Here is a 19,736-nt window from a genome sequence, read left to right on the forward strand (position 1 = left end):
AAGGGATCGGAGGAAAAACGATTGTTGAAGCTGCTCGTCCTTTTACTGCTTATCGTCTTCACCGCATTGTTCGTCATCATTGAAGCGTCGCTGCGTTCATTGCACCCGCGGACCATCGAAGCTTGGGCGCGGGAAGGCCGTCGTGGGGCCTCCGCCCTCCGCGCCCTGTCGCAACGGATCGACCAGGCGTTGTCGGCCTGCCAACTGGCCATTACGGTGAACTCGCTGACCCTGGGTTGGCTGGGCCAGCCGGCTGTCCGCAGCCTGCTCGCCCCGTTATTTGTTCGCCTGCCCTTATCGGATTCCGTAGAAACTTTTTTCTCTTTTCTCATCGCGTTCGTGTCGATTACCTATTTGCATGTGGTGCTTGGCGGATTAGTCCCGCAGGTGCTGGCTGCTCAACGGGGCGAAGCCATCATCTTGGCGTTTGCCCGGCCGCTCCTGGCATTCAGTACCCTGCTGTCCCCGTTCCTCTGGCTGCTCAACCGTTCCTCCGGCCGCATCGTCGCATGGCTAGGCCTTAAACCTGCTGCGGACTGGGACGACGCGCACAGCGAGGAGGAACTGCGAATATTGCTGAGGGAAAGCCTGGCCAACGGCCGGATTAACAAAAGCGAGTACCGCTTCATGAACCGGATTTTCGCCTTTGATGATCTGCTCGCCAAAGATATCATGGTTCCGAGAACCGATATGGTCTGCTTGGATGCGGCCAAGTCGCGCGAGGAAAACTTGCGGATCATTCGCCGGGAGCAATACACGAGATTTCCCGTCATCCGTGGAAATAAAGATAATATTATCGGGGTCATTAATACAAAAGCGTTGTTCCTGGCCCCCGAAAATCAGGCGGATGTCCCTTTGGCTTCCCTGGTCCGGCCTGTGATGACCGTCTCGGAGAACATCCCCCTTCCGGCGCTGCTGACCAAGATGCAGAAGGAACGTTCGCATATTGCTGTGCTGATCGACGAATACGGCGGTACGAGCGGGATGGTGACGATAGAGGATATACTGGAGGAAATCGTCGGCGACATCCGCGACGAATTCGATGCGGAGGAAGAGCAGGAAATTACCGAGGTCGCGGCGAATCACCTCATAGTTGACGGCAAAGTTTCGGTGTCGTTGATCAACGAATTGCTGGACGCCGATTTGAAGGAAGATGACGCGGATACAATCGGCGGCTGGATCTATGGGCATAACCTGGACATCGAAGAAGGAACCCAGCTGGTCTATGGGGACTTGCAGTTTACAGTCCTCGAGCGCGAAGACACCCGGATACGGAAAATTGAAATCAAAAGGCTGGACATGCCCCTCATGGACAGCGCGTATACATCAGAGGGTGAAGACGAAGCCCGGAACGCCCAAGGCCCCGAAGCAGGCTTGTAATGCTCGTTCCGACGTCGTCCTCGTCCACATTCATCAAATGGGACATTCGGACAACTCTACAAAAAGTGAACAAGTGAACAATCGAGGAAGTGAAGCATCATGAAACGCGGACGATTTGCACCTACACCATCCGGCGACATGCATCTAGGCAACGCCAAAATCGCGCTGCTCTCTTGGCTGCAAATGCGCGCAGCCGGAGGAATCTTCGTGCTGCGCATTGAAGATATCGACACCCAACGCTCCAAGCCGGCGATCACGGAACGGATTCTCGCCGACCTTCGTTGGCTGGGGCTGGACTGGGATGAAGGACCAGGCGCTTCGGATGCGTCCGGTCCTTACCTGCAAAGCCAGCGGACCGAGCTTTATGAGGAGGCGCTGGCCAAGCTGGACGCGGCCGGCCGGCTGTACCCTTGCTTCTGCAGCCGGGCGGAGCTGCTCGCGGTGGCCGGGGCGCCGCACGGCTTGTCCTCGGAAGGGGCGCCTTATCCCGGAACCTGCCGCGGCTTAAGCCCGGAGGAGCAGCAGCGCCGAGCGCAACACAAAGATCCGTCACTCCGATTTGCGATTGGCCCGGAGGAAATTCGCTTCGTCGACGGCATCGCCGGGCCGCAGGTTTTCCCGCCGGGCAGCGGCGGGGATTTTGTCGTGCGCCGGGCCGACCATATGTATTCCTATCAACTGGCGGTGACCGTAGACGATGCCTTGATGGGGATCACCGATGTACTGCGCGGTGACGATTTGCTCGACTCCACGCCCCGCCAGCTCCACCTCTATGCAGCGTTAGGCTTGACGCCGCCTAAGTTCGCCCATGCCCCGCTCATCCTCGGAGAGGACGGACGGCGGTTGGCCAAACGGCATGGCGACTTAGGGCTCCCCGCGCTGCGCGCCGCCGGTACGAAGCCGGAGACGGTCATCGGCTGGCTGGCCTACATCAGCGGCTTGATCGACCGCCCTGAAGCTGTAACGGCCAAAGAGTTGATCCCCGGCTTCCGGCTGGACCGGATCTCGCGAGAGCCGTTTCTGTTAACCGAAGCGATGATACGGAAGCTGATGCCTGACACCCCAATTTGACTTCCTATTCCAGCTTCCGGCGGATTGCATCTTCATACTGCCGGAACGCCGGATTCGTTGATAGACCGCGCTCGCTCATTAGCATATTCAGCCTCAGCTCCTGCTCCGTCAGCCGCTTCTTCAAAGCCTGCCTCTCCGGCTCGTCCTCACAAGCGGCAAGCAGGTCGGTAAGCCGAACCATCTCCTGCTGCAGCTGAATTTCTTCGGGAACGTAACCCGCATTTTTCATCAGCTTATAGGCCATCCGCAAATCCTCCGGAACCCCGGATAAATCCTCCACCTTCAGCGGCTTGCCCTTCCCGGGCAAATGATCAAACTCCCCGCGGGCCATCGCTTCTGCAATCTTCTGTTCCGCTAACCAGGACAGCATATCCATCCCTCCTCAAGCGTTTCCTTCCTGTATCATACCACAGCCGCCATCGGAATCATCTCCGCAGATGCCATGCCCCGAAAGTTTATACTTTCTGAATCTTAAAAAAACGCCTCCGCGATTGCGAAAGCGTTAAACTCTAGGATCGTTTCTCCATCAGGTGAAACGTTATAACAGCGACTCCGCCCCATCGATGACAATTCGGGCTCCGGTAATGTGGATGGACTCGTCCGAAGCCAAAAAGGCGACGAGATCCGCGACGTTCTCCGGTTGACCCGGGCCGTCCGCTAAGGGCTGCGAGCCCTTTGGATATTTTACCGGAATGACGATCTCCTGCAGCTCCTTGCTCTTCTCCGTTGATGTATCGATATTGGTGGCGATGGCGCCGGGACTGATGGCATTAACGCGAATTTTGAATTGGGCCAGCTCCAGCGCCAGCATTTTCGCGAAAGCAACTTGTCCCGCTTTCGTCGTACTATAAGCCGACATCCCAAAGCCGGAAAATTTATCATTGCCGTTTATCGAACTGGTAATGATAATACTGCCGCCGCCCCGTTGCTTTAAGTAGGGAACCGTATATTTCACGGTCAGGAACGTACCCGTCAGATTGATGCTCAGTGTCTTCTCCCAATCCTCGAAGCTTAAATCCTCGACTGGCGCCAGCTTGCCGTTGACGCCTGCATTGGCGAAGACGATATCGATGCCGCCAAAATGCTCGGCAGCTTCGCGTACCGCCTGTTCGACCCGCGCCGGGTCCGCCACGTCGACATCATACGCGCGGGCCGCACCCTCGCGCATGGCATTGATTTCCCGCGCTGCCTGCTCCGTGCGCTCATCCAACAGATCGAACAGCGCGACCCCCGCCCCCTCGCTGGCCAGCTTCACCGCAGCCGCCTTGCCGATCCCGGAACCGGCTCCGGTGATGATCGCCGTTTTGCCCCGAAACCGTTCGCGGTTCGTCGTCTGATTGCTTGTCATGACTTCACACTCCTGAAGATGAAATGGGTTCATTGGTGAAACTTTTTACCTGCCTCTATCCAGATTGCCCATTTCGGAGTGTTTTTTAGTCAGGGATGGCTGGTTTATACCATGAAAAAAACTTGGGTTTCCTTAGGTCCCACTCACTCAGCGTTATGCGGCTTACGGAACCACTTCAGCAAAATCTTCTGAAATTGCTGGCGGGGCGTGGGCGTCGCAATCATCCAATCCTCTTCGTCCTTCGCGCTGCAACGGATCAACCAGTTCAACTGCGGGTTGTTCATAAACTGCATCTGCTGGATCTCCCAGCGTCCGCCGCAGTTCGCATAGAACCGGATATCCCCATGCGCGAGCGGAGATTTCATACATTTTGCTAAGGCGATACTGCCTTCTTCATCGTTCGTCATGTCAGCCAGGAGGGTGGCCAAGCGGTTAAGTTCCAGCTCCCGGGCCTGGCTCAGTGCTGCGTCAAATTGTTTTCTTGACATCATCAAGGCGGGAAGCTCCCCCGGCGTGCGCGAGTTCCACTTCATCCGACCGGCTAACAAAACGCTTAGTTGTTTCCCTTCGGTAATTCGTTCGACGAATAAGCGGTTGATTTTCCCGGGCAGCCGTCTGAATCGGATAATCTGATTGCCGGTGATATGCAGATATTCCTCAGAAGTTTGCTTTCCGCAAGTATAGGTTAGCCAGCAAGCCTTGACGGCCGCCGATGCGGCGGTCAGGTCGTCTAGGACGTGCTGCGGCAAGCTGATCCGAGCTCCTTGCACCGTCTCCGACACCTCTTCCTTGCTTTTCAACGTCTCACGCGTGTCTTCGGCATCCGAATCTAGCATCGCCTGCAAAAAAACGTGAAAGGGATGCTCTGGATCCTGCCACGTTTGAATTCCTAACCACTCTATCAAAGTTAGCCATTCTTTCGCTTGAAGCACCACATTTTCCTTGCGGGAGGAATCTGTCATCAATTTCTTCCACCTCCTACAGATTGGGTCTCGCTTCCGATGCAGTAATCATACCACTATTCAATTTCCCTGTGCTCGGAATTTTTTACCAATCTATTACAATGTACCCATAAAAATAGGAGGTGAAGCACAATTTTTTAAAGATGGAGCGTTTTGCAGTAATCTGAGGCCTTGATCTATAAGGATTTCCGGGTATAAAAAAGGGACTTCACCCCAACTTGGAGAAGTTTTCAAGTGACCTAACAAGAAAACCCAAAGGGAGTGAAGTCACAATGTATATTCTCCAAGAAAGCTTGTTTTCCTTCGAGGAATTGCTCGCCATGCAATCAAAAGATCGATTGCCGATCTTTTTTGGCTCGCTCGATCTAAGACCCTATGCCAAAGAGTTGAGAAGCCACTCACCCCGAGGCGCTGAAGGGCATTGCAGACAGGGCATTTTACGTGCGCTTCTGGCCGCCCCCCTTGAAGGCATCGATACCTTTACGACTTTGCATCATCGGTTGAGCACGGACCTTCGGTTTCGCTACCAGTGCGGGCTTTCGCTTGATCGGGAAGCTCCATCCATCTCCACACTCAGCCGCGTGTTTGCCGACATCACGAAAAAAGAACTGGCCAAGCTGCTGTTTGAGGATCTGATTGCCCACCTGAGGAAAGAAGGTATTCTGGACGGCAGCCACGTGGCGATTGACAGCACCGCCATCTGTGCTTACGAGAGAAAGCAACCCAAGCGAAAGAGCGAACAGACCGGCAATGCCAATTGGGGAGCGAAACTCGATTCGTTCGGCAACAAGATCACCTGGTTTGGGTACAAACTCCATCTAGCTGTCGATACGAAAAGCGAATTGCCGCTTGCCCTGGACGTTACGCCTGCGCACGTCAATGACGGAGATCGGGCGCAAAGCCTGATGGAACAAGCCGCATCCAGAGCCGCTCCGAGGTTTTTCATGCTGGACGCAGGCTATGATCAGTTGAAGGTTTACGAGGCCGCGCAAATCGTCAAGGCTCAAGCCATTATTCCGCTCAACCTCAGGCGCGAGAAGGAACCGCCAGCCAGCATGCTGTCCAATGGGACGCCATGCTGTTCCATGGGCTATGCCATGACGTACTGGGGAGCGGACGGCGACATCCTGAAGTTTCGCTGTCCGCACGCAACCGGCAAAGTCGACTGTCCACTCGGCATGGCCGCTTGCTCGTCCTCAAATTATGGTATGGTCGTCAAAGTGGACGTGAAGGAAGACCTTAGACGGTACTGTAATCCACATCGAGACACCAAACGCTGGAAGGCACTTTACAATGAGCGTACGAGCGTTGAGCGCTGCAATGCGCGGCTAAAGAGCCACTTGACAGCAGATGCCCTGCATGTGCGTGGGATCGAGAAAGTGACGACTCACCTATATCTGAACGCCATTGTTTTACTTGCATCTGCAATAGCCACATCTCGTTCAGCAAAAGCGGTCGCTTAAAAACGAGCGATTTCAAAAATTCTGCAGGTCTGCCTATTTTCTTATCCAATAAATTCCAACAGCCATACAATACAAGAACTCAGCAGATAAACGACCTGCTGCCGGTCGAAAATCCGCTATAACGCTAACTCCGATTCGGAATTATGCAAAAGTCTCAAGATGCTGAAACTTTTTAATCCGCCTATCCGTAATATTGATGTAAGCGTGCAAAACCGAGACTTCCGTCCTGTTTCGTTCGCTGTCATTAAACATTTATCGAAATATCATGTTTTTTTAATCTTTTCTTAAGTTTTTCGATCTACAATGTTTAATATGAAACCACTGTATAGAGGTGATTCTAATGAAAATCCTGATCAACTTCCAAAATAATCTGGTTCCGGTTTATTTCAACGTCGATAGCAAGCAACCTGTGCAGCGTACATTGAAGCTGCTGACGAGCGCGCTCGAGTACAAATACTATAACGGCAAGCAAGCTTTGAAGAAGTGCTTGAACTCCTTAATCAGCATTGAAATCGAAGGTTCCGAAGCGATTCTCCACAGTAAGAGCGAATTTGATTCTCTTGCGCTTTCACTCTATTAATCTAGTATTAGTTGCGATGACCGTTTTGTAGAAAAAAGGCTCCGTACCTCAGCATCACGCTGATGGCACGGAGCTTTTTTTCAAATCGATATCCATCTTACGTTCCGTTTCGTTCCGGCTACCCTCTCAATTTCGAACTTCGCTTTCGTTCAAGCGGCGGTTTCCAAAGAGGGACTTGAACCGGAGTGTCATTGCCGTTACTGCTAGGATTGACCCGTTCAGGACAAACACCACCGGGATAGAGATCCATGACCCGAGCGCCCCGCCGGCAATCGGTCCGAACATATTGCCAAGCTGGCTGGCGGACTGGTTCAAGCTGAAGGCGCGGCCGCGGAATTCCGGTTTAGTCGACTGTACGATCAAAGCGTTTAACGCCGGGAACACGGCGGCGAAGAACAAGCCGTACACAAAGCGCAGAATTCCGAACCCAACCAACGAATGAAAGAAATGCTGCAAAATGTTGCCAACCCCGCCACCAATCAATCCGATCATCAACGTGTTGTGGTAGCCGATCCTCTCCCCAATTTTGCCCCAGAACGGTGCGGCGATGATCGTGGAGATACCTACCGCCGAGAAAATAATGCCCGAGCTAAGCGAAGCGTCGGAAGCCGAAGCGCCCAGATCCAGCACATACAGCGAAAGCAGCGGCTCAAGCACCATCACGGAAGAGGTGACGATCAGCACGACAAGCAGCTTGCCCATCAACGGTCGGTTAGCTGACGCCTCCTTGAGATCATCCAGCACATGCGAACGCTCCCGGTTACGATCGAAGTTCTGCTCCTTCACGAAGATCAAGGCTATCAGTGCTGAGATCAACACGACGGCACCCGACGCCAGAAACGCCTCCCGATAACCGATAAACTTGCTGAGGGAACCGCCCACCAAAGGTCCGATAATACCTCCGGCCGCTCCAGCTGTCGACATGACTCCCAGCGAATATCCGACATGCTTCTCTGGCGTATTGGTTGCAACCAACGCAATCGCGGAAGGCACATACCCGGCCAAGAGCCCGGACAAAATGCGGACGGCGATCAGCTGATAAGGATCCCGGACGAAGAAGTAAAGGATATACACCGCACTAAGCGCAAAGCCGGATCGCAGCAGCATCGGCTTCCGGCCGTACTTATCCGATAATGAGCCCCAATAGGGAGAGATCAACGCGCCGGCCAAAAACGTCACCCCAAATGCAATCCCCGACCAGAGGGTGAGATGCTTCGTTACTCCAAGATCATGAGCAATAAACAGAGACATGAATGGAATGACCATGGAATACGCGGTGCTGCAAAAAAAAACGCCAAGCCACAGCACGTACAGATTTCTTTTCCAGGGGAAATTCACTTCATCCACCCCCAGCATTGTTACTTGCCAACCCTGGAACTAACCCGTTTTTTTATTCTAGCACAATTCGTTGACAACTGTTCGAAAGATTTCGAATTTTAGATTTCGAGGTCAAGATGTTCGAGATATAATGGAAGTTGGATGATCTGTTTAGTAAAAATAATCCATGCCCGTTTCGGTAAGCGCTTACTTGCTGTTTGCACCGAGATGGCATGGAGCCAAAGGAGCTTGAGCATTATGGCACTATTTCAATGTCGTTTTTTCTCCGAAGTATTAGGGCTGAGCACCTCCATGACCGTCATCCTGCCGGAACCTGCGCAATCGCAAATCGGGATGTCCGCACCGGCGATCGCCGGACCTTATCCAACCCTCTATCTGCTGCACGGCATGTCCGACGACGACTCGATCTGGCTGCGCCGCACCTCGATTGAACGTTATGTTTCGGGTATGGGTCTGGCCGTAGTGATGCCTCAGGTTGATTTGAGCTTCTATGCGGATATGGCGTACGGCAACAACTATTGGACGTTCGTCAGCGAGGAGCTGCCTCGCCTTTGCCGGTCGTTCTTCCCATTGTCCGATCGACGCGAGGACACCTTCGTTGCCGGGTTGTCGATGGGCGGCTACGGCGCCTTCAAGCTGGCGTTGCGCAAGCCCGAGACGTTCGCTGCTGCTGCCAGCTTATCGGGGGCGCTTGATATCGCGAACAGCCGGCATGGGCTGTCGCCGCTGTTCCAGCGGATCTTCGGAGAATCCGGGCCTAAGGGCACGGACAACGATCTGCTGGCACTGCTGGACCCGCTCGCCAAGGCCATGCAGGAAGGAAAGCCGGTTCCTCAGCTGTACCAATGCTGCGGCACGGAAGATTTCCTGTACGAGGATAACCAAACGTTCCGCGATGCTTGCACCCGCGCCGGTCTGCCTCTCACCTATGAGGAAGGACCCGGTTCCCACGAGTGGGGCTATTGGGATGCGAAGATTCAGGACGTGTTGAAATGGCTGCCGCTTCAACCGAAAGAAGCTTAATCTTACAAGTACACTTAGCCGGCTGGGAGCTTCCTCTCGGCCGGCTAGGTTTTTGTCCGCATTTATGAATTCAAACTGCAGGCAGCCGCTCATTTCAGCCCAGCCTTCTCCCCGCTCGGTTGCCACGCGATATTTGTGGCCATGATCCGCGATGATCCGCCCCGGTGAGACATGCTCTAAACCCATTTCGCGAAAAGCGTTCTCCCGCTCCGGGTTCCATCCGAGTTCATATAAATTCAATCCCAATTCCTCCTATACGATCAAAATGGTTCAACCCTGTTCCAACTTCCCTTCCCGTCTCCTTAGCCGCAAAAAAAGACGCGGGATCCTCGCATCCCGCGTCTCGGCAAGCTTTGTCAATCCATTTTTGTCCCGCATAGCTTCTGGGTATATTGGTCCAACAGCGCCGGGACTTCCTTCAGCTCGTGAATCGTCCGCCACGGTGTGCCGCCTTCCAGCGTCTCGTCCCACTCATGCTTGCGCTTCAGCCAAATGCCGCGGATCCCCACCTGAGCGGCTCCCCAAATATCGTTGCGAGGATGATCGCCAACGATCACCGTCTCCTGCGCTTGAACACCAAGCCGATCCAATGCCAGTTGATAGATCCGAGGATCGGGCTTCTGGATGTCCACGTCCCCGGATACGATGATCGCATCGAAGAACGGCCGCAGGTGGATCAAATCGATTTTTTCATGCTGTCTGTGGCTGTGTCCGTTCGTGACGATCCCCAGCCGAAGCTGCTGATCACGGCAATACCGCAGAGTATCCTCCGCATAGTCCATCGCCTTCGCATAGGTCATATAATGTCGGTTGTAATAGGCTTTCACTTCCTCCAAGCTCGTCTCTTGACGCCAAGGCAACCAATCCAACAGCTCCTGAAAAAAGCCCTCCTTCGGCCGATATCCATCGTTATCCCGTTCAATCATCTCAGCGATCAACGCTCCCCGCTGCGTCTCGTCTATTGGCACCAGGCACTCCTGTACTAATTGAGAGGCGAAACTGCGGAACATGTGATCGCGATCCATTAACGTATTATCAAGGTCAAACAGTACGGCTTTTAGCTGCAAACTTTTTCCCCACTTTCCCCAGTTGTCTCTCTCTATTGTAAAACAGTCTGTCAAATCAAAAGCGCACCTCCGGCTCACCGGAAAATGCGCTTTCCGCGTTATATCACTTGTTTGGGGCGATGGGTCAACAACATCTCTTGATCTGTCACGTACAGCGGAAACGGCGGCATCTCCTTCAAATAATGCTCCCGCATCAGCAGACGATAATCGACCTCCAACTGGCGAGAGTCCTCCAGCACCGGCAGCTTGCCTTGGTCCTCCACGTAATGATCCACCGCAACCTGCACCATGTCTAGATAATAAGGGATGTCACGCTCTTCTTCCGGAAATATTTCATAGGTTTCCCTCGACAAGTAAAAACGTTGGTCCGTCATTCCGCCCAAATATCGCGACAGGCGTTTCATATCCAGACTTCCGTCCGGCAGCAGCAGCGACAACCGGTTGATCCCTTCCGGCATGTCGGCTTCATAACGCAGCACCGCGCGTCGAACCTCATCCAACGTAACCTTGATGGCTGTAGGAACCGTTACCTGTTTTACCTGTTTGGGCTTGCGTTTTTTAAACCAGGACAGCATGTTCGGCACCTCCTTCACTTTCTAAACCAAGGTAACCGCTTACACTATTAGTGTACTCCAAATCTCCTGCTTTGAACCCCCGAAGCCAAAGATTTCATAGGATTGCCACATCCTTCCCCTGGAAAATCCGCAGCGGATGGTTGGCAATTCTCCGTCATTTGCGGTAGGATGGAATTGTTTTGAAAATTCGTTTGAACTCAATGTCTATGAGGAGGTTCTCATGCTGGATGTGATCATCATCGGAGCAGGGCCTTGCGGTCTATCGGCAGCCATCGAATGCCAGCGTCGCGGACTGCAGGTGCTTGTTCTAGAGAAACATTGCCTTGTCCATTCCATCTATTCTTATCCTACGTATATGCAGTTTTTCAGTACCGCTGAGCTGCTAGAAATCGGAGATGTACCGTTTGCTTCGGCGAACGACAAACCTTACCGCCATGAAGCGCTAGCCTACTACCGCAAGGTCAGCGATCATTATAACGTCCCGGTATCGGCCTATGAAGAAGCCACCGAAGTGGTGCGGCAGCCGGACGGCACGTTTGTGGTTCGTTCGGTGAAACGCGGCGGTGAGCAGGCGGAATACCAGGCCCGTTATGTCATCATCTCGACAGGTTATTTCGATCACCCCAATATTTTAGGAATTCCGGGAGAAAATACCGACAAGGTGACGCATTACTTCCAAGAGGCGCATCCGTACACCGGTACGAAAGTGACGATTATCGGCGGTAGCAACTCCGCAGTGGATGCCGCGCTGGAGCTGGTGCGTGTGAACGCCGAGGTTACTGTCGTGTATCGCGGAGAGGACTTGTCCGCGAACATCAAGCCTTGGGTACGGCCGCTGTTCGAAAGTGCGGTCAACAAAGGAAAGGTCGCTTTGCGCCTGAAATCCCGGGTCATCGAAATCCTGCCTGACCGCGTGATCATCGAAGGTGCTGACGGTAAAACGTCCGAACTGGCAAACGATTTTGTCTTGGCGTTAACCGGGTTCCGCCCTGATCGCAAGCTGTTGTTCTCCGCCGGAGTTGAAATGACCGGTGACATGGAGAAGCCGGTGTTTAATCCGGAGACGATGGAAACGAACGTGCCCGGTCTATACGTTGCCGGGGTTATCGCTTCCGGACGTAACGCCAACGAGGTGTTCATCGAAACCGGTCGCGGCCACGGGAAGCTGATCGCAGAGCATATCGTAGGGTCGAGAACTTCGAGCAACGTATAAATTATCGATATTCACCGCAGGAGGTGGATCATGCAACAAATTGACGTGACAGCCTTGCTGCTGTTGTTGTTAGCCGCGCTGGGCATTTTCAGCAGCAACATGCCCATTACCGTGGCGATGATTGTCTTGCTGCTGCTTCGCGTGCTGCATCTGCACTATACCTTCCCTTGGCTGGAGAAATACGGCTTGACGCTGGGCATCATCATCCTCACCATCGGCGTGATGACGCCGGTCGCCAGCGGCAAAATCTCCATCCAGACGCTATGGGCTTCCTTCTTCCATTGGAAGTCCCTGCTCGCCATCGGCGTCGGCATGCTTGTCGCCTGGCTCGGCGGTCGCGGCGCGACCTTGATGGGCAATCAGCCGACTGTCGTCGCCGGCCTATTGATAGGCACCGTGCTGGGCGTCGCCTTCTTCCGCGGCGTCCCTGTCGGCCCGCTGATCGCCGCCGGCATTTTGTCGCTGGTGATCGGGAAGCTGTGAGGCTCAGCATTAAGCTGCAGTAAGAAAAACGCCTATCGACGTACATTCAAAGTAGACAGACCGCGTTTAGCGGAAGTTTTTCTTGCGATATCAGGATGCCAATGCCCCGAAGTTTATACTTTCTGGCGTGTAATATAATCAAAATATAAAGAGGAAATCCCCAGCGACTATCGAAGAAAGAAGCACCTGACAGGGAAGCTTCAATCTTACCTACCAACCACAGGAGGTTAAAGTCGCATGGGGAAATCCTCGCACATTCAAGGCCGTAAGGGAACTAAGTTCAGTCAACAGCTAAGGGGCGTTAACCTGGAGCAAGTCCTCATCGTTGCAATCGATGCGGCCAAGCTCCACCAAAAAGCCTTAATATGCAATTATTTCGGCGACATCATTGAAAAACCCTTCTTTTTCTCAGCGAATAATTCTGGTATGGAGCTGCTTTGCAAGAAGATTAATCAAGCGGTTACAGCCACAGAGGCTGTTCGCTTGTTCCTGGGTATTGAGGCAACAGGCCATTACTATGAAGACATCGTCCGCGAGATGGCGAAACGAGGGTACCACGTTCAGATCTTGAATCCGTATACCACCTTCGAGGAACGCGCCGGCGCACTGAATTGGTGCAAAACAGATGATCTTGATCTTGTGGCCATCGCCCATGCCATCAAAAGCAACAAAGCCACTGAAAACCAGCTTTTGAATGGCGTGCAGCGTCAGCTCCATGTCTTGACTCGAGCACGGCGCTCAGAGACACGGAAGCGTGCTTCCTTGCGTACAGAGATTCGAGCACTTATGGACCTCATCTGGCGCGAGTACCAAGGATATGCAGATTATTCAGCCGGTAGAGCTCGAAAAATCAAAGTATTCAGTGACTTCTGGGGGAAAGCCTCGCTCTTCTTCATGGAGCATTATCCACACCCCGCTGCTGTCCTGAAACTAGGGGAGACCGGGCTACGGAAGCTCTCGATTCAGCATAATCTCAAATTGCGAAACACCACCATCCAGAAGCTCTTGCACGTCGCTGAACAAGCGTTATCGAGAAACTTACAGGAACTTCGGCCTGAGCTTATGTTACTGAAAATGAAGCTACGTGACTTACGAACATTTGATGCCAAAATTAATGTTTTGGAACAAGAGATCGAGAACCTTCTCCTTCAGACAGACGGACGACTGCTTCTTACCGTCCCGGGCTTAGGAGTGACTACCGCGGCTGAGCTTTATGCTGAAATCGGCGATGTATCTCAGTACTCGAACGCAAACCAGTTAATTAAGAAAGCTGGCACAAACCCCATTGTTAAGCAAACAGGTGGCGGCAAAGGCTCCTACCGCAAGATTTCCAAACAGGGAAACGATCACCTTCGTTATGCGGTATATCTAGCAGGTAAGAGTCTCTGCATGCATAATAAGGACCTTAAGCCTTTCTATGATCGTCTGAAGGAAAAAGGAAAACATGAACGAGCCATCTTTGTTGCAATGGGTAATAAGATGCTCAAAGTCGCTTTCGCCATGCTGCGAGACCGTTTACCGTTTCAATCGCAGTGCTCTGATTATCACATCCTTGATGAGGTCAATAAGAAGTTGAACTTCAATTGCGTTATGCCGACACTAGCAGCGGCCTAACTAAGCAAGATCTTGGAACCGGTCTTTCTGGGACTGAGGGAAGATCGGATCACTTTCTTGGAGACCTTGGATCTCGTATGTCAGCTTTATCCACCTCGCCCTGTGAATGCGAATTGTACGTTAGCGTATACTCTGCACTCAGCCAGATTGCATCGCAGGATTGAAAAAACGAGGCTATTTCCTTTCAAGTCCGAGAAAGGCCGGTTTCAAGCATCGCTTCTCTGTCAGTTGCTAACTTTTTTGAAAATCTGGGGGGTTAGGTGTGTTTGGGTTACCCAGAAACCTAAAAATTCTACTTGACATAGTACGCTGATATCTTAAAAAAGGCTGAATTCTAAACAATACGTTTAGAAGTCCGGTGAAAAAGTCCGCGTAAGCAGGCCTTTATCACGGGTTTGTCGAATTTATATCGTAACACGATGATCGAAAGAGTGATTGAACATGAAAGCCTATAAGTCATCGGCTATCCAGCCTCAGATGTTCCAATTTGTGGATATGGATGAACTCGTACCGAAAAAGCACATCCTGCGCCAACTGAACGAAGCGCTTGATTTTTCCATCGTCCATGATTGGGTGGCGCCGCTGTATACGGAACGTACCGGACGCCCGGCGGCTGACCCGGAGCGGATGGTTCGACTCATGCTGCTTTCGTATTTGTTCAACCATTCCGAACGGGAATTGTATCAACTGTTGCCCATGCATGGGGGCTACTTGTGGTTTTGCGGACTGGATTTCGAATCCGTCTTGCGCCCGGATCCATCCAGGCCGTCCCTGCCGGATCGGACGACCTTGGTGAAGACCCGGAAATTGTGGCGAAAACACGGTATTTTCGACACGCTCATGAAACATGTCGTCGATCAGTGCATCGCCGCCGGACTGGTCCAACCCGATGTAGATGCGGGAGTCGACGGTTCCCAAGTACGCGCCAACGCTTCTATCCACAGCTTGAAAGAAATCACTCTGGCCCCTGTGGAGTCGATTGAAGACTACCTGGCTCGCATGGCCCGGCAAGACGAGCAACCCGAAGGTGACGCCGCTGATTCCGATGATGACAGACGGCCGCCCGCACCGCCCACGCGAACAGAACGGCGTCTGGAAGACGAAGCGACACATGAAGATTTTCATGGCAAAACGTTCTCGAACAAGACCCACCGCAGCGTGACGGACCCGGATGCTCGCTTGTACAAAAAGAGCAACGGTCAGGAAGCGCATTTGCGGTATTTGGTGCATCATGTGACGGATGTCAAATCCGGCGTCATTCTGGCTACGCAAGCGAGCATCGCGTCCGGAACGGCTGAGCGCGAGACGAGCTTGCAGCAGCTGGCCGCGATCCGTTTTGCCCATCCGCAAATCCGGATTCGCACGCTTTCTGCCGATAAAGCCTACGGTACGACAGATTATCTGCGATCGCTGTTCGAGCAAGGGATTATTCCTCTGGTTTCGCTTCGCAACCTGGCACTGGAAGATGTACCGACTTGGAAACGCCAAACGAACGATCCGGAGAAACAACGCAAGCGTCTGGCCAAAATCCGAGAAATCCAAATCCGCAACAAAGCCAAACAAATTCAGCTCAAGGGTTCTTACCGTCATCTGCAAAAGTTACGGACGCGGTGCGAGCATGTGTTTGCCGAAAGCAAAGTCGCGCATGGCCTGGGTCGCGCGCGGAGCCGCGGCCTGGATTGCATGCAGGAGCAGGCACTGCTCACGGCAATCGTTCAAAATCTGAAAAAACTATGCCGGTTTAAGAAGAAACGACCTCAAACCGGTATTTCGGCATGTCCAAAACCGAAATCCGTGATGATGGAGGTGGTGTCGGACCTGCTCATTTCGGTGTTGGTTGGGTTGTTTTCCTCTTTTTTCATGCCGAAGAGACGGATACAACTGACTTAAATCACCGGACTTTTAGAGTTCAGCCTTTTTGCATGCTCGTGGGCGCGGGCGGGCCCTGGGTCCTTGGGTTCGCGGGTCTGCGGGTCCGCCGGTACGTGGGTACACGGTTCCGCGAGTCCGTTGGTTCGTCGCTCCGTCGGTCCACGGCGCTCTAACGGAACCATATGACCTTATTCCGCCATTTCCCCGCGATTTCCCATCCTAACGGAACCAGAAGGCGTTATTAGCGCATATTGGGTATCATTTGAGGCGCTTTGGTGCAAATAACGTCCGTACGTTCCGTTAGAACGGGAATAGACCTCTTGGGACTAAAATAAGGTCTTTCAGTTCCGTTACGTGCTCCGGCAGCGAGCGCGAAATCCTCCCTTAATCTCCCGAAACGATCTGCACCGCATTCTCCTTGATCTGATTCACCACATCCACAAGCTTCTTTTGTTTACTTCCATCAAACAGCTTGATAAAGCTCTGCGGCTTATCAAACGGCGGTTTGGTCAGTTCTGCTACATTATCGATATAACCGTTCTGCACGATATAATCGATCACTTTTTTCACAAACACGATTTGCGCTTGCGTCAAGGATTGGTCATTAATAAACTCGGAAAACGCCTGATTGGCTGCCTCTACTTCCAATTTGGCTACTTTTCGTACAAGCAATCCAAACGGTGTATCCTTGAATTCCCGTTTATAATCTTCGGCGGTTCCCAGCTCCCCGGTGAATACTTTCTCCAGGCTCTCATAGTCCAGCGCCGTCAGCGGGATATTATTCCGTAACTTATAGATCGCCACATTGTCGCGGTTCAACTCGATATAACGGTTGACCTTGAGCTTGTAATCCTCAAAATCATACGCCGCGTACATCGCCTTCCCTTCCTGAACCATCAATACCTCATCCGCCAGGTTCGTATCGATCGGGTTACGCTTTCCACCTTCATCAACGGTATACTTGATCAGATCCCGGAGCTCTACACGAACCTTTTCGAAGGTCAACAGATCGGCATCCTGCCAAAACTCCTCCGTTAGTTCTATCATAGCAGAAAAAAACATCCTAATTAGAGTGATTTGATCACTTTTTGACCGCGATTCCCCAAAATGTCCCCATATGTAAGTGAGTGAGTTAATTAATCTTCCATTGGTCCAATTTACATATATATCAGCAGTAATAAATGCCTTCGTAACATTATTGGCAAGTACATTACGGTACTGATGACTCCCCTCTTACAAAACCATAACCAGCGTACCAATCGTGATCAAAATGGAGCCAATCAGCGACTTGTATGTAAATTCCTCATGTAAAAAAATAAGTGCCAGAACCAGCGTGATCACGATGCTTAATTTATCGATTGCCACCACTTTGGAGGTATGTCCCAACTGAAGAGCTTTAAAATAGCAGAGCCAGGATGCACCGGTAGCCAAGCCGGACAGGATCAGGAAAATCCAGCTTTTTCGGCTGATCTCGAACAGTCCGCTCTGGGCGTGGGTGAGATACACCATCCCCCATGCCATAATGACCACCACAACCGTGCGAATCGCTGTCGCCAGATTGGAGTTAACCCCCTCAATACCAACCTTCGCCAAAATTGACGTAAGCGCCGCAAAAATAGCGGACAACAAAGCGAGTATAAACCACATTTACGAGAGACTTCCTTTCACTTTCATAGGGAGATTTAAAGTTACTTTACAACATGATCCGTCGACCTAGTGTCATAGGTACGCACTCCAAACAATAACGGAACTTTTTACCCTTATTTCGCCCAAATGAGCTAAATCCAAGCAAATAGCGGTAAAAAATGTCCTTATTCCGCTCAGAAACTTGCTGAAACCCGGCTCAAATGTGCCCACTCCCAGCAATAGCGGAACTTATTACCCTTATTTCGCCCGTTCAGCCACAAAAGGGCGAAATAACGCCCTTTTATGGCCTTATCTGTGGCGAGGAAGGGTAAACTTCTCACCCCAGCTCCACGCTCTCCGCCGGGCTGAGGTGCTGGATGTTGTACAGCTGCGCGTACACGCCGTCCGGGATCGCCATCAGCTCGTCGTGCGTGCCGCGCTCGACGATTTCGCCGTTCTTCAGCACGATGATCTGGTCGGCGTGGGTGATCGTCGACAGCCGGTGCGCCACGATCAGCGTCGTGCGGGCGCGCGAGAGCTGCTGCAGCGACTGCTGGATCAGGTGCTCCGACTCCAGGTCAAGCGCGGATGTCGCCTCATCGAGCACGAGGATCGGCGGGTCTTTCAAGAAGACGCGGGCGATGGCAATCCGCTGCTTCTGCCCGCCGGACAGCTTGACGCCGCGCTCCCCGACCTCGGTGTCGTAGCCCTGCGGCAGCTGCATGATGAAATCATGCGCGTTCGCCGCGCGGGCCGCCTCGATCACCTCCGCCTCGGTGGCGTCCGGCCGGCCGAACAAAATGTTGTCGCGCACGCTGCCGCTAAACAGGAAATTGTCCTGCAGCACCATGCCGATCCGGCTGCGCAGGCTTTCCATCGTCCACTCGCGGACGTCACGGCCGCCCACCGTCAGCGCCCCCCGCTGCACATCGTAGAACCGGGGAATCAACCCAACGAGCGACGATTTCCCGCCTCCGCTCATGCCAACGAAGGCAACGGTTTGGCCGGGATTGACTTCGAATGAGATATTTTTGAGCACCCAATCGCCATCTTCCCGATACTTGAACCACACATCCCGGAACATCACGCCGTGGCTGCCCTGCGGCAATACCTTTGCATCCGGCGCATCGATCATATCGTACGGCTCCTCCATCAGCTCGAGCACCCGCTCCCACGAAGCCGAAGCCTGCGTTAACGTGGTCGAGGAGTTAATTAATCTCCTTAACGGTGCGTAAAGCCGATCGAGATATCCAAAAAAGGCCACAAACGTCCCCAGCGTCAAATCGCCGTGAATCACCTGATACCCGCCGTACCCGATCACCAGCAGCGGCGCGATATCGGTCAGCGTGTTGATCACGGCAAACGTCCACGCGTTCCAGCGGCTGTGAGCCAACGCTTTTTGCAGAAACCGGCCGTTGGTCCCTTCAAATCGTTTGCGGTCATAACGTTCCAACGCAAAGCTTCGGATAACGGAAATGCCCTGAATCTGCTCATGCAAATAAGCCTGGATCCCGGCGAGTGCCGCCGAACGGTCTTTGGTCAGCTTCTTCAAGCGCTTGTACAGCACTTTCACCGCGATCGCGTACAGCGGGAAGATCGCAATCGCTACCAGCGTCAGCCAGGGGTTCAGATAAAACATAAATCCCAGCACGAACACCAGCGTAAACATGTCCAGCCAAACGTTCATCATGCCGACCTCGACGATGTTCTTGGTCTGCTCGGCGTCGTTAATAAAGCGGGAGATGATCTCCCCCACCTTCGTGTTTTGGTAGTACCGCAGCGAGAGCCGCTGCAAGTGCGCGTACAGCTTGTTGCGCAGATCAAACAAAATCCGTGCCGTGATCAACTGGGCAAAATATTGCCGCGCATATTCCACCGGACCACGCACGATCACAAACAGAAACAGCGTGGCCCCCAGCACGATCATCAGCTGCGAAACCTTCTGCTCCAGCTCCATCGCACCGCCCAGCAAAATATCGTCCACTACATATTTCTGCACCAGCGGCAGCAAGGAGGGAATGCCAAATTTCAGCATCCCGATAAACAAGGTAAGTATGATCCATTTCGTATAAGGCCTAACAAACGTCAAATAGGCTTTCCAATGTTTCAATTTGTTAGCAC

Annotated in this window: 18 protein-coding genes; 9 read left to right on the plus strand and 9 right to left on the minus strand. The window is 52.7% G+C overall.

Features of this window, described 5'->3' with window-relative positions:
• The first annotated feature begins 21 nt into the window (after positions 1-21).
• Together ACL02P_RS07410 and gluQRS are read left to right on the plus strand one after the other, a co-directional pair.
• On the plus strand, positions 22-1,380 hold the full coding sequence (locus ACL02P_RS07410) for a hemolysin family protein (protein WP_009223131.1): 1,359 nt from the start codon (positions 22-24) through the stop codon (positions 1,378-1,380).
• Between the two features lie 99 nt (positions 1,381-1,479).
• Complete coding sequence (gene gluQRS, locus ACL02P_RS07415) at positions 1,480-2,451, plus strand: tRNA glutamyl-Q(34) synthetase GluQRS (RefSeq protein ID WP_009223130.1); 972 nt, start codon at positions 1,480-1,482, stop codon at positions 2,449-2,451.
• 4 nt (positions 2,452-2,455) lie between these two features.
• Here gluQRS and ACL02P_RS07420 read toward each other — a convergent pair whose 3' ends face one another.
• The 3 genes from ACL02P_RS07420 to ACL02P_RS07430 all read right to left on the minus strand — a co-directional run bounded on the left by ACL02P_RS07420 (position 2,456) and on the right by ACL02P_RS07430 (position 4,761).
• A complete protein-coding gene (locus ACL02P_RS07420; protein WP_323076483.1) occupies positions 2,456-2,827 on the minus strand; it encodes a DnaJ family domain-containing protein in 372 nt (123 codons plus the stop codon).
• A 162-nt stretch (positions 2,828-2,989) separates the two neighbouring features.
• On the minus strand, positions 2,990-3,799 hold the full coding sequence (locus ACL02P_RS07425) for an SDR family oxidoreductase (RefSeq protein WP_009223128.1): 810 nt from the start codon (positions 3,797-3,799) through the stop codon (positions 2,990-2,992).
• Between the two features lie 143 nt (positions 3,800-3,942).
• Positions 3,943-4,761, minus strand: a complete 819-nt coding sequence (locus ACL02P_RS07430; protein ID WP_036643785.1) for a hypothetical protein — start codon at positions 4,759-4,761, stop codon at positions 3,943-3,945.
• 272 nt (positions 4,762-5,033) lie between these two features.
• Here ACL02P_RS07430 and ACL02P_RS07435 point away from each other — a divergent pair, with 272 nt between their 5' ends.
• Both ACL02P_RS07435 and ACL02P_RS07440 read left to right on the plus strand, forming a co-directional pair.
• On the plus strand, positions 5,034-6,224 hold the full coding sequence (locus ACL02P_RS07435) for a transposase (RefSeq protein WP_412837041.1): 1,191 nt from the start codon (positions 5,034-5,036) through the stop codon (positions 6,222-6,224).
• A gap of 340 nt (positions 6,225-6,564) precedes the next feature.
• On the plus strand, positions 6,565-6,804 hold the full coding sequence (locus ACL02P_RS07440) for a hypothetical protein (protein ID WP_009223126.1): 240 nt from the start codon (positions 6,565-6,567) through the stop codon (positions 6,802-6,804).
• Between the two features lie 126 nt (positions 6,805-6,930).
• On the opposite strand, the gene ACL02P_RS07445 is transcribed toward ACL02P_RS07440, so the two are convergent.
• Complete coding sequence (locus ACL02P_RS07445; RefSeq protein WP_036643950.1) at positions 6,931-8,142, minus strand: MFS transporter; 1,212 nt, start codon at positions 8,140-8,142, stop codon at positions 6,931-6,933.
• A gap of 237 nt (positions 8,143-8,379) precedes the next feature.
• On the opposite strand from ACL02P_RS07445, the gene ACL02P_RS07450 reads away from it, so the two are divergent.
• The gene (locus tag ACL02P_RS07450) at positions 8,380-9,165 is read left to right on the plus strand and encodes an alpha/beta hydrolase (protein ID WP_412837042.1); all 786 of its coding nucleotides are present in this window, start codon (positions 8,380-8,382) and stop codon (positions 9,163-9,165) included.
• A gap of 356 nt (positions 9,166-9,521) precedes the next feature.
• Here the strand turns inward: ACL02P_RS07450 and ACL02P_RS07455 are convergent, their stop codons facing one another.
• Both ACL02P_RS07455 and ACL02P_RS07460 read right to left on the minus strand, forming a co-directional pair.
• Complete coding sequence (locus tag ACL02P_RS07455) at positions 9,522-10,286, minus strand: HAD family hydrolase (protein WP_412837043.1); 765 nt, start codon at positions 10,284-10,286, stop codon at positions 9,522-9,524.
• 44 nt (positions 10,287-10,330) lie between these two features.
• Positions 10,331-10,807 (minus strand): DUF3939 domain-containing protein, encoded by a 477-nt coding sequence (locus ACL02P_RS07460; RefSeq protein WP_412837044.1) that lies wholly within the window; start codon positions 10,805-10,807, stop codon positions 10,331-10,333.
• 220 nt (positions 10,808-11,027) lie between these two features.
• Here ACL02P_RS07460 and ACL02P_RS07465 point away from each other — a divergent pair, with 220 nt between their 5' ends.
• The 4 genes from ACL02P_RS07465 (at position 11,028) to ACL02P_RS07480 (ending at position 16,007) form a co-directional block, all read left to right on the plus strand.
• Positions 11,028-12,020: a YpdA family putative bacillithiol disulfide reductase gene (locus ACL02P_RS07465; protein ID WP_009223121.1), complete on the plus strand. Its 993-nt coding sequence runs from the start codon at positions 11,028-11,030 to the stop codon at positions 12,018-12,020.
• A 30-nt stretch (positions 12,021-12,050) separates the two neighbouring features.
• Positions 12,051-12,503 (plus strand): DUF441 domain-containing protein, encoded by a 453-nt coding sequence (locus tag ACL02P_RS07470; protein WP_009223120.1) that lies wholly within the window; start codon positions 12,051-12,053, stop codon positions 12,501-12,503.
• A gap of 237 nt (positions 12,504-12,740) precedes the next feature.
• The gene (locus ACL02P_RS07475) at positions 12,741-14,117 is read left to right on the plus strand and encodes an IS110 family transposase (protein WP_412836856.1); all 1,377 of its coding nucleotides are present in this window, start codon (positions 12,741-12,743) and stop codon (positions 14,115-14,117) included.
• A 441-nt stretch (positions 14,118-14,558) separates the two neighbouring features.
• Positions 14,559-16,007 (plus strand): IS5 family transposase, encoded by a 1,449-nt coding sequence (locus ACL02P_RS07480; protein ID WP_009223158.1) that lies wholly within the window; start codon positions 14,559-14,561, stop codon positions 16,005-16,007.
• 366 nt (positions 16,008-16,373) lie between these two features.
• Here ACL02P_RS07480 and ACL02P_RS07485 read toward each other — a convergent pair whose 3' ends face one another.
• The 3 genes from ACL02P_RS07485 to ACL02P_RS07495 form a co-directional block, all read right to left on the minus strand.
• Positions 16,374-17,036, minus strand: coding sequence for a type I restriction-modification enzyme R subunit C-terminal domain-containing protein (locus tag ACL02P_RS07485; RefSeq protein ID WP_036643780.1), 663 nt, complete (start codon positions 17,034-17,036; stop codon positions 16,374-16,376).
• Between the two features lie 186 nt (positions 17,037-17,222).
• Positions 17,223-17,636 carry an EamA family transporter gene (locus tag ACL02P_RS07490; RefSeq protein WP_009223118.1) on the minus strand — a complete coding sequence of 138 codons (414 nt, stop codon included), beginning with the start codon at positions 17,634-17,636 and terminating at the stop codon, positions 17,223-17,225.
• Positions 17,637-17,952: 316 nt separating this feature from the next.
• Positions 17,953-19,725 (minus strand): ABC transporter ATP-binding protein, encoded by a 1,773-nt coding sequence (locus tag ACL02P_RS07495; protein WP_412837045.1) that lies wholly within the window; start codon positions 19,723-19,725, stop codon positions 17,953-17,955.
• Positions 19,726-19,736 lie beyond the last annotated feature (11 nt).

Source organism: Paenibacillus sp. MB22_1, assembly GCF_047200555.1.
Lineage (GTDB): Bacteria > Bacillota > Bacilli > Paenibacillales > Paenibacillaceae > Fontibacillus > Fontibacillus phoenicis.

What these genes read in the sequence shown, in the direction of transcription:
- gluQRS (WP_009223130.1), top strand. Translation starts at nt 1,480, where the DNA reads ATGAAACGCGGACGATTTGCACCTACACCATCCGGCGACATGCATCTA.
- ACL02P_RS07420 (WP_323076483.1), bottom strand. Translation starts at nt 2,827, where the DNA reads ATGGATATGCTGTCCTGGTTAGCGGAACAGAAGATTGCAGAAGCGATG.
- ACL02P_RS07425 (WP_009223128.1), bottom strand. Translation starts at nt 3,799, where the DNA reads ATGACAAGCAATCAGACGACGAACCGCGAACGGTTTCGGGGCAAAACG.
- ACL02P_RS07430 (WP_036643785.1), bottom strand. Translation starts at nt 4,761, where the DNA reads ATGACAGATTCCTCCCGCAAGGAAAATGTGGTGCTTCAAGCGAAAGAA.
- ACL02P_RS07435 (WP_412837041.1), top strand. Translation starts at nt 5,034, where the DNA reads ATGTATATTCTCCAAGAAAGCTTGTTTTCCTTCGAGGAATTGCTCGCC.
- ACL02P_RS07440 (WP_009223126.1), top strand. Translation starts at nt 6,565, where the DNA reads ATGAAAATCCTGATCAACTTCCAAAATAATCTGGTTCCGGTTTATTTC.
- ACL02P_RS07450 (WP_412837042.1), top strand. Translation starts at nt 8,380, where the DNA reads ATGGCACTATTTCAATGTCGTTTTTTCTCCGAAGTATTAGGGCTGAGC.
- ACL02P_RS07460 (WP_412837044.1), bottom strand. Translation starts at nt 10,807, where the DNA reads ATGCTGTCCTGGTTTAAAAAACGCAAGCCCAAACAGGTAAAACAGGTA.
- ACL02P_RS07465 (WP_009223121.1), top strand. Translation starts at nt 11,028, where the DNA reads ATGCTGGATGTGATCATCATCGGAGCAGGGCCTTGCGGTCTATCGGCA.
- ACL02P_RS07470 (WP_009223120.1), top strand. Translation starts at nt 12,051, where the DNA reads ATGCAACAAATTGACGTGACAGCCTTGCTGCTGTTGTTGTTAGCCGCG.
- ACL02P_RS07475 (WP_412836856.1), top strand. Translation starts at nt 12,741, where the DNA reads ATGGGGAAATCCTCGCACATTCAAGGCCGTAAGGGAACTAAGTTCAGT.
- ACL02P_RS07480 (WP_009223158.1), top strand. Translation starts at nt 14,559, where the DNA reads ATGAAAGCCTATAAGTCATCGGCTATCCAGCCTCAGATGTTCCAATTT.
- ACL02P_RS07485 (WP_036643780.1), bottom strand. Translation starts at nt 17,036, where the DNA reads ATGATAGAACTAACGGAGGAGTTTTGGCAGGATGCCGATCTGTTGACC.
- ACL02P_RS07490 (WP_009223118.1), bottom strand. Translation starts at nt 17,636, where the DNA reads ATGTGGTTTATACTCGCTTTGTTGTCCGCTATTTTTGCGGCGCTTACG.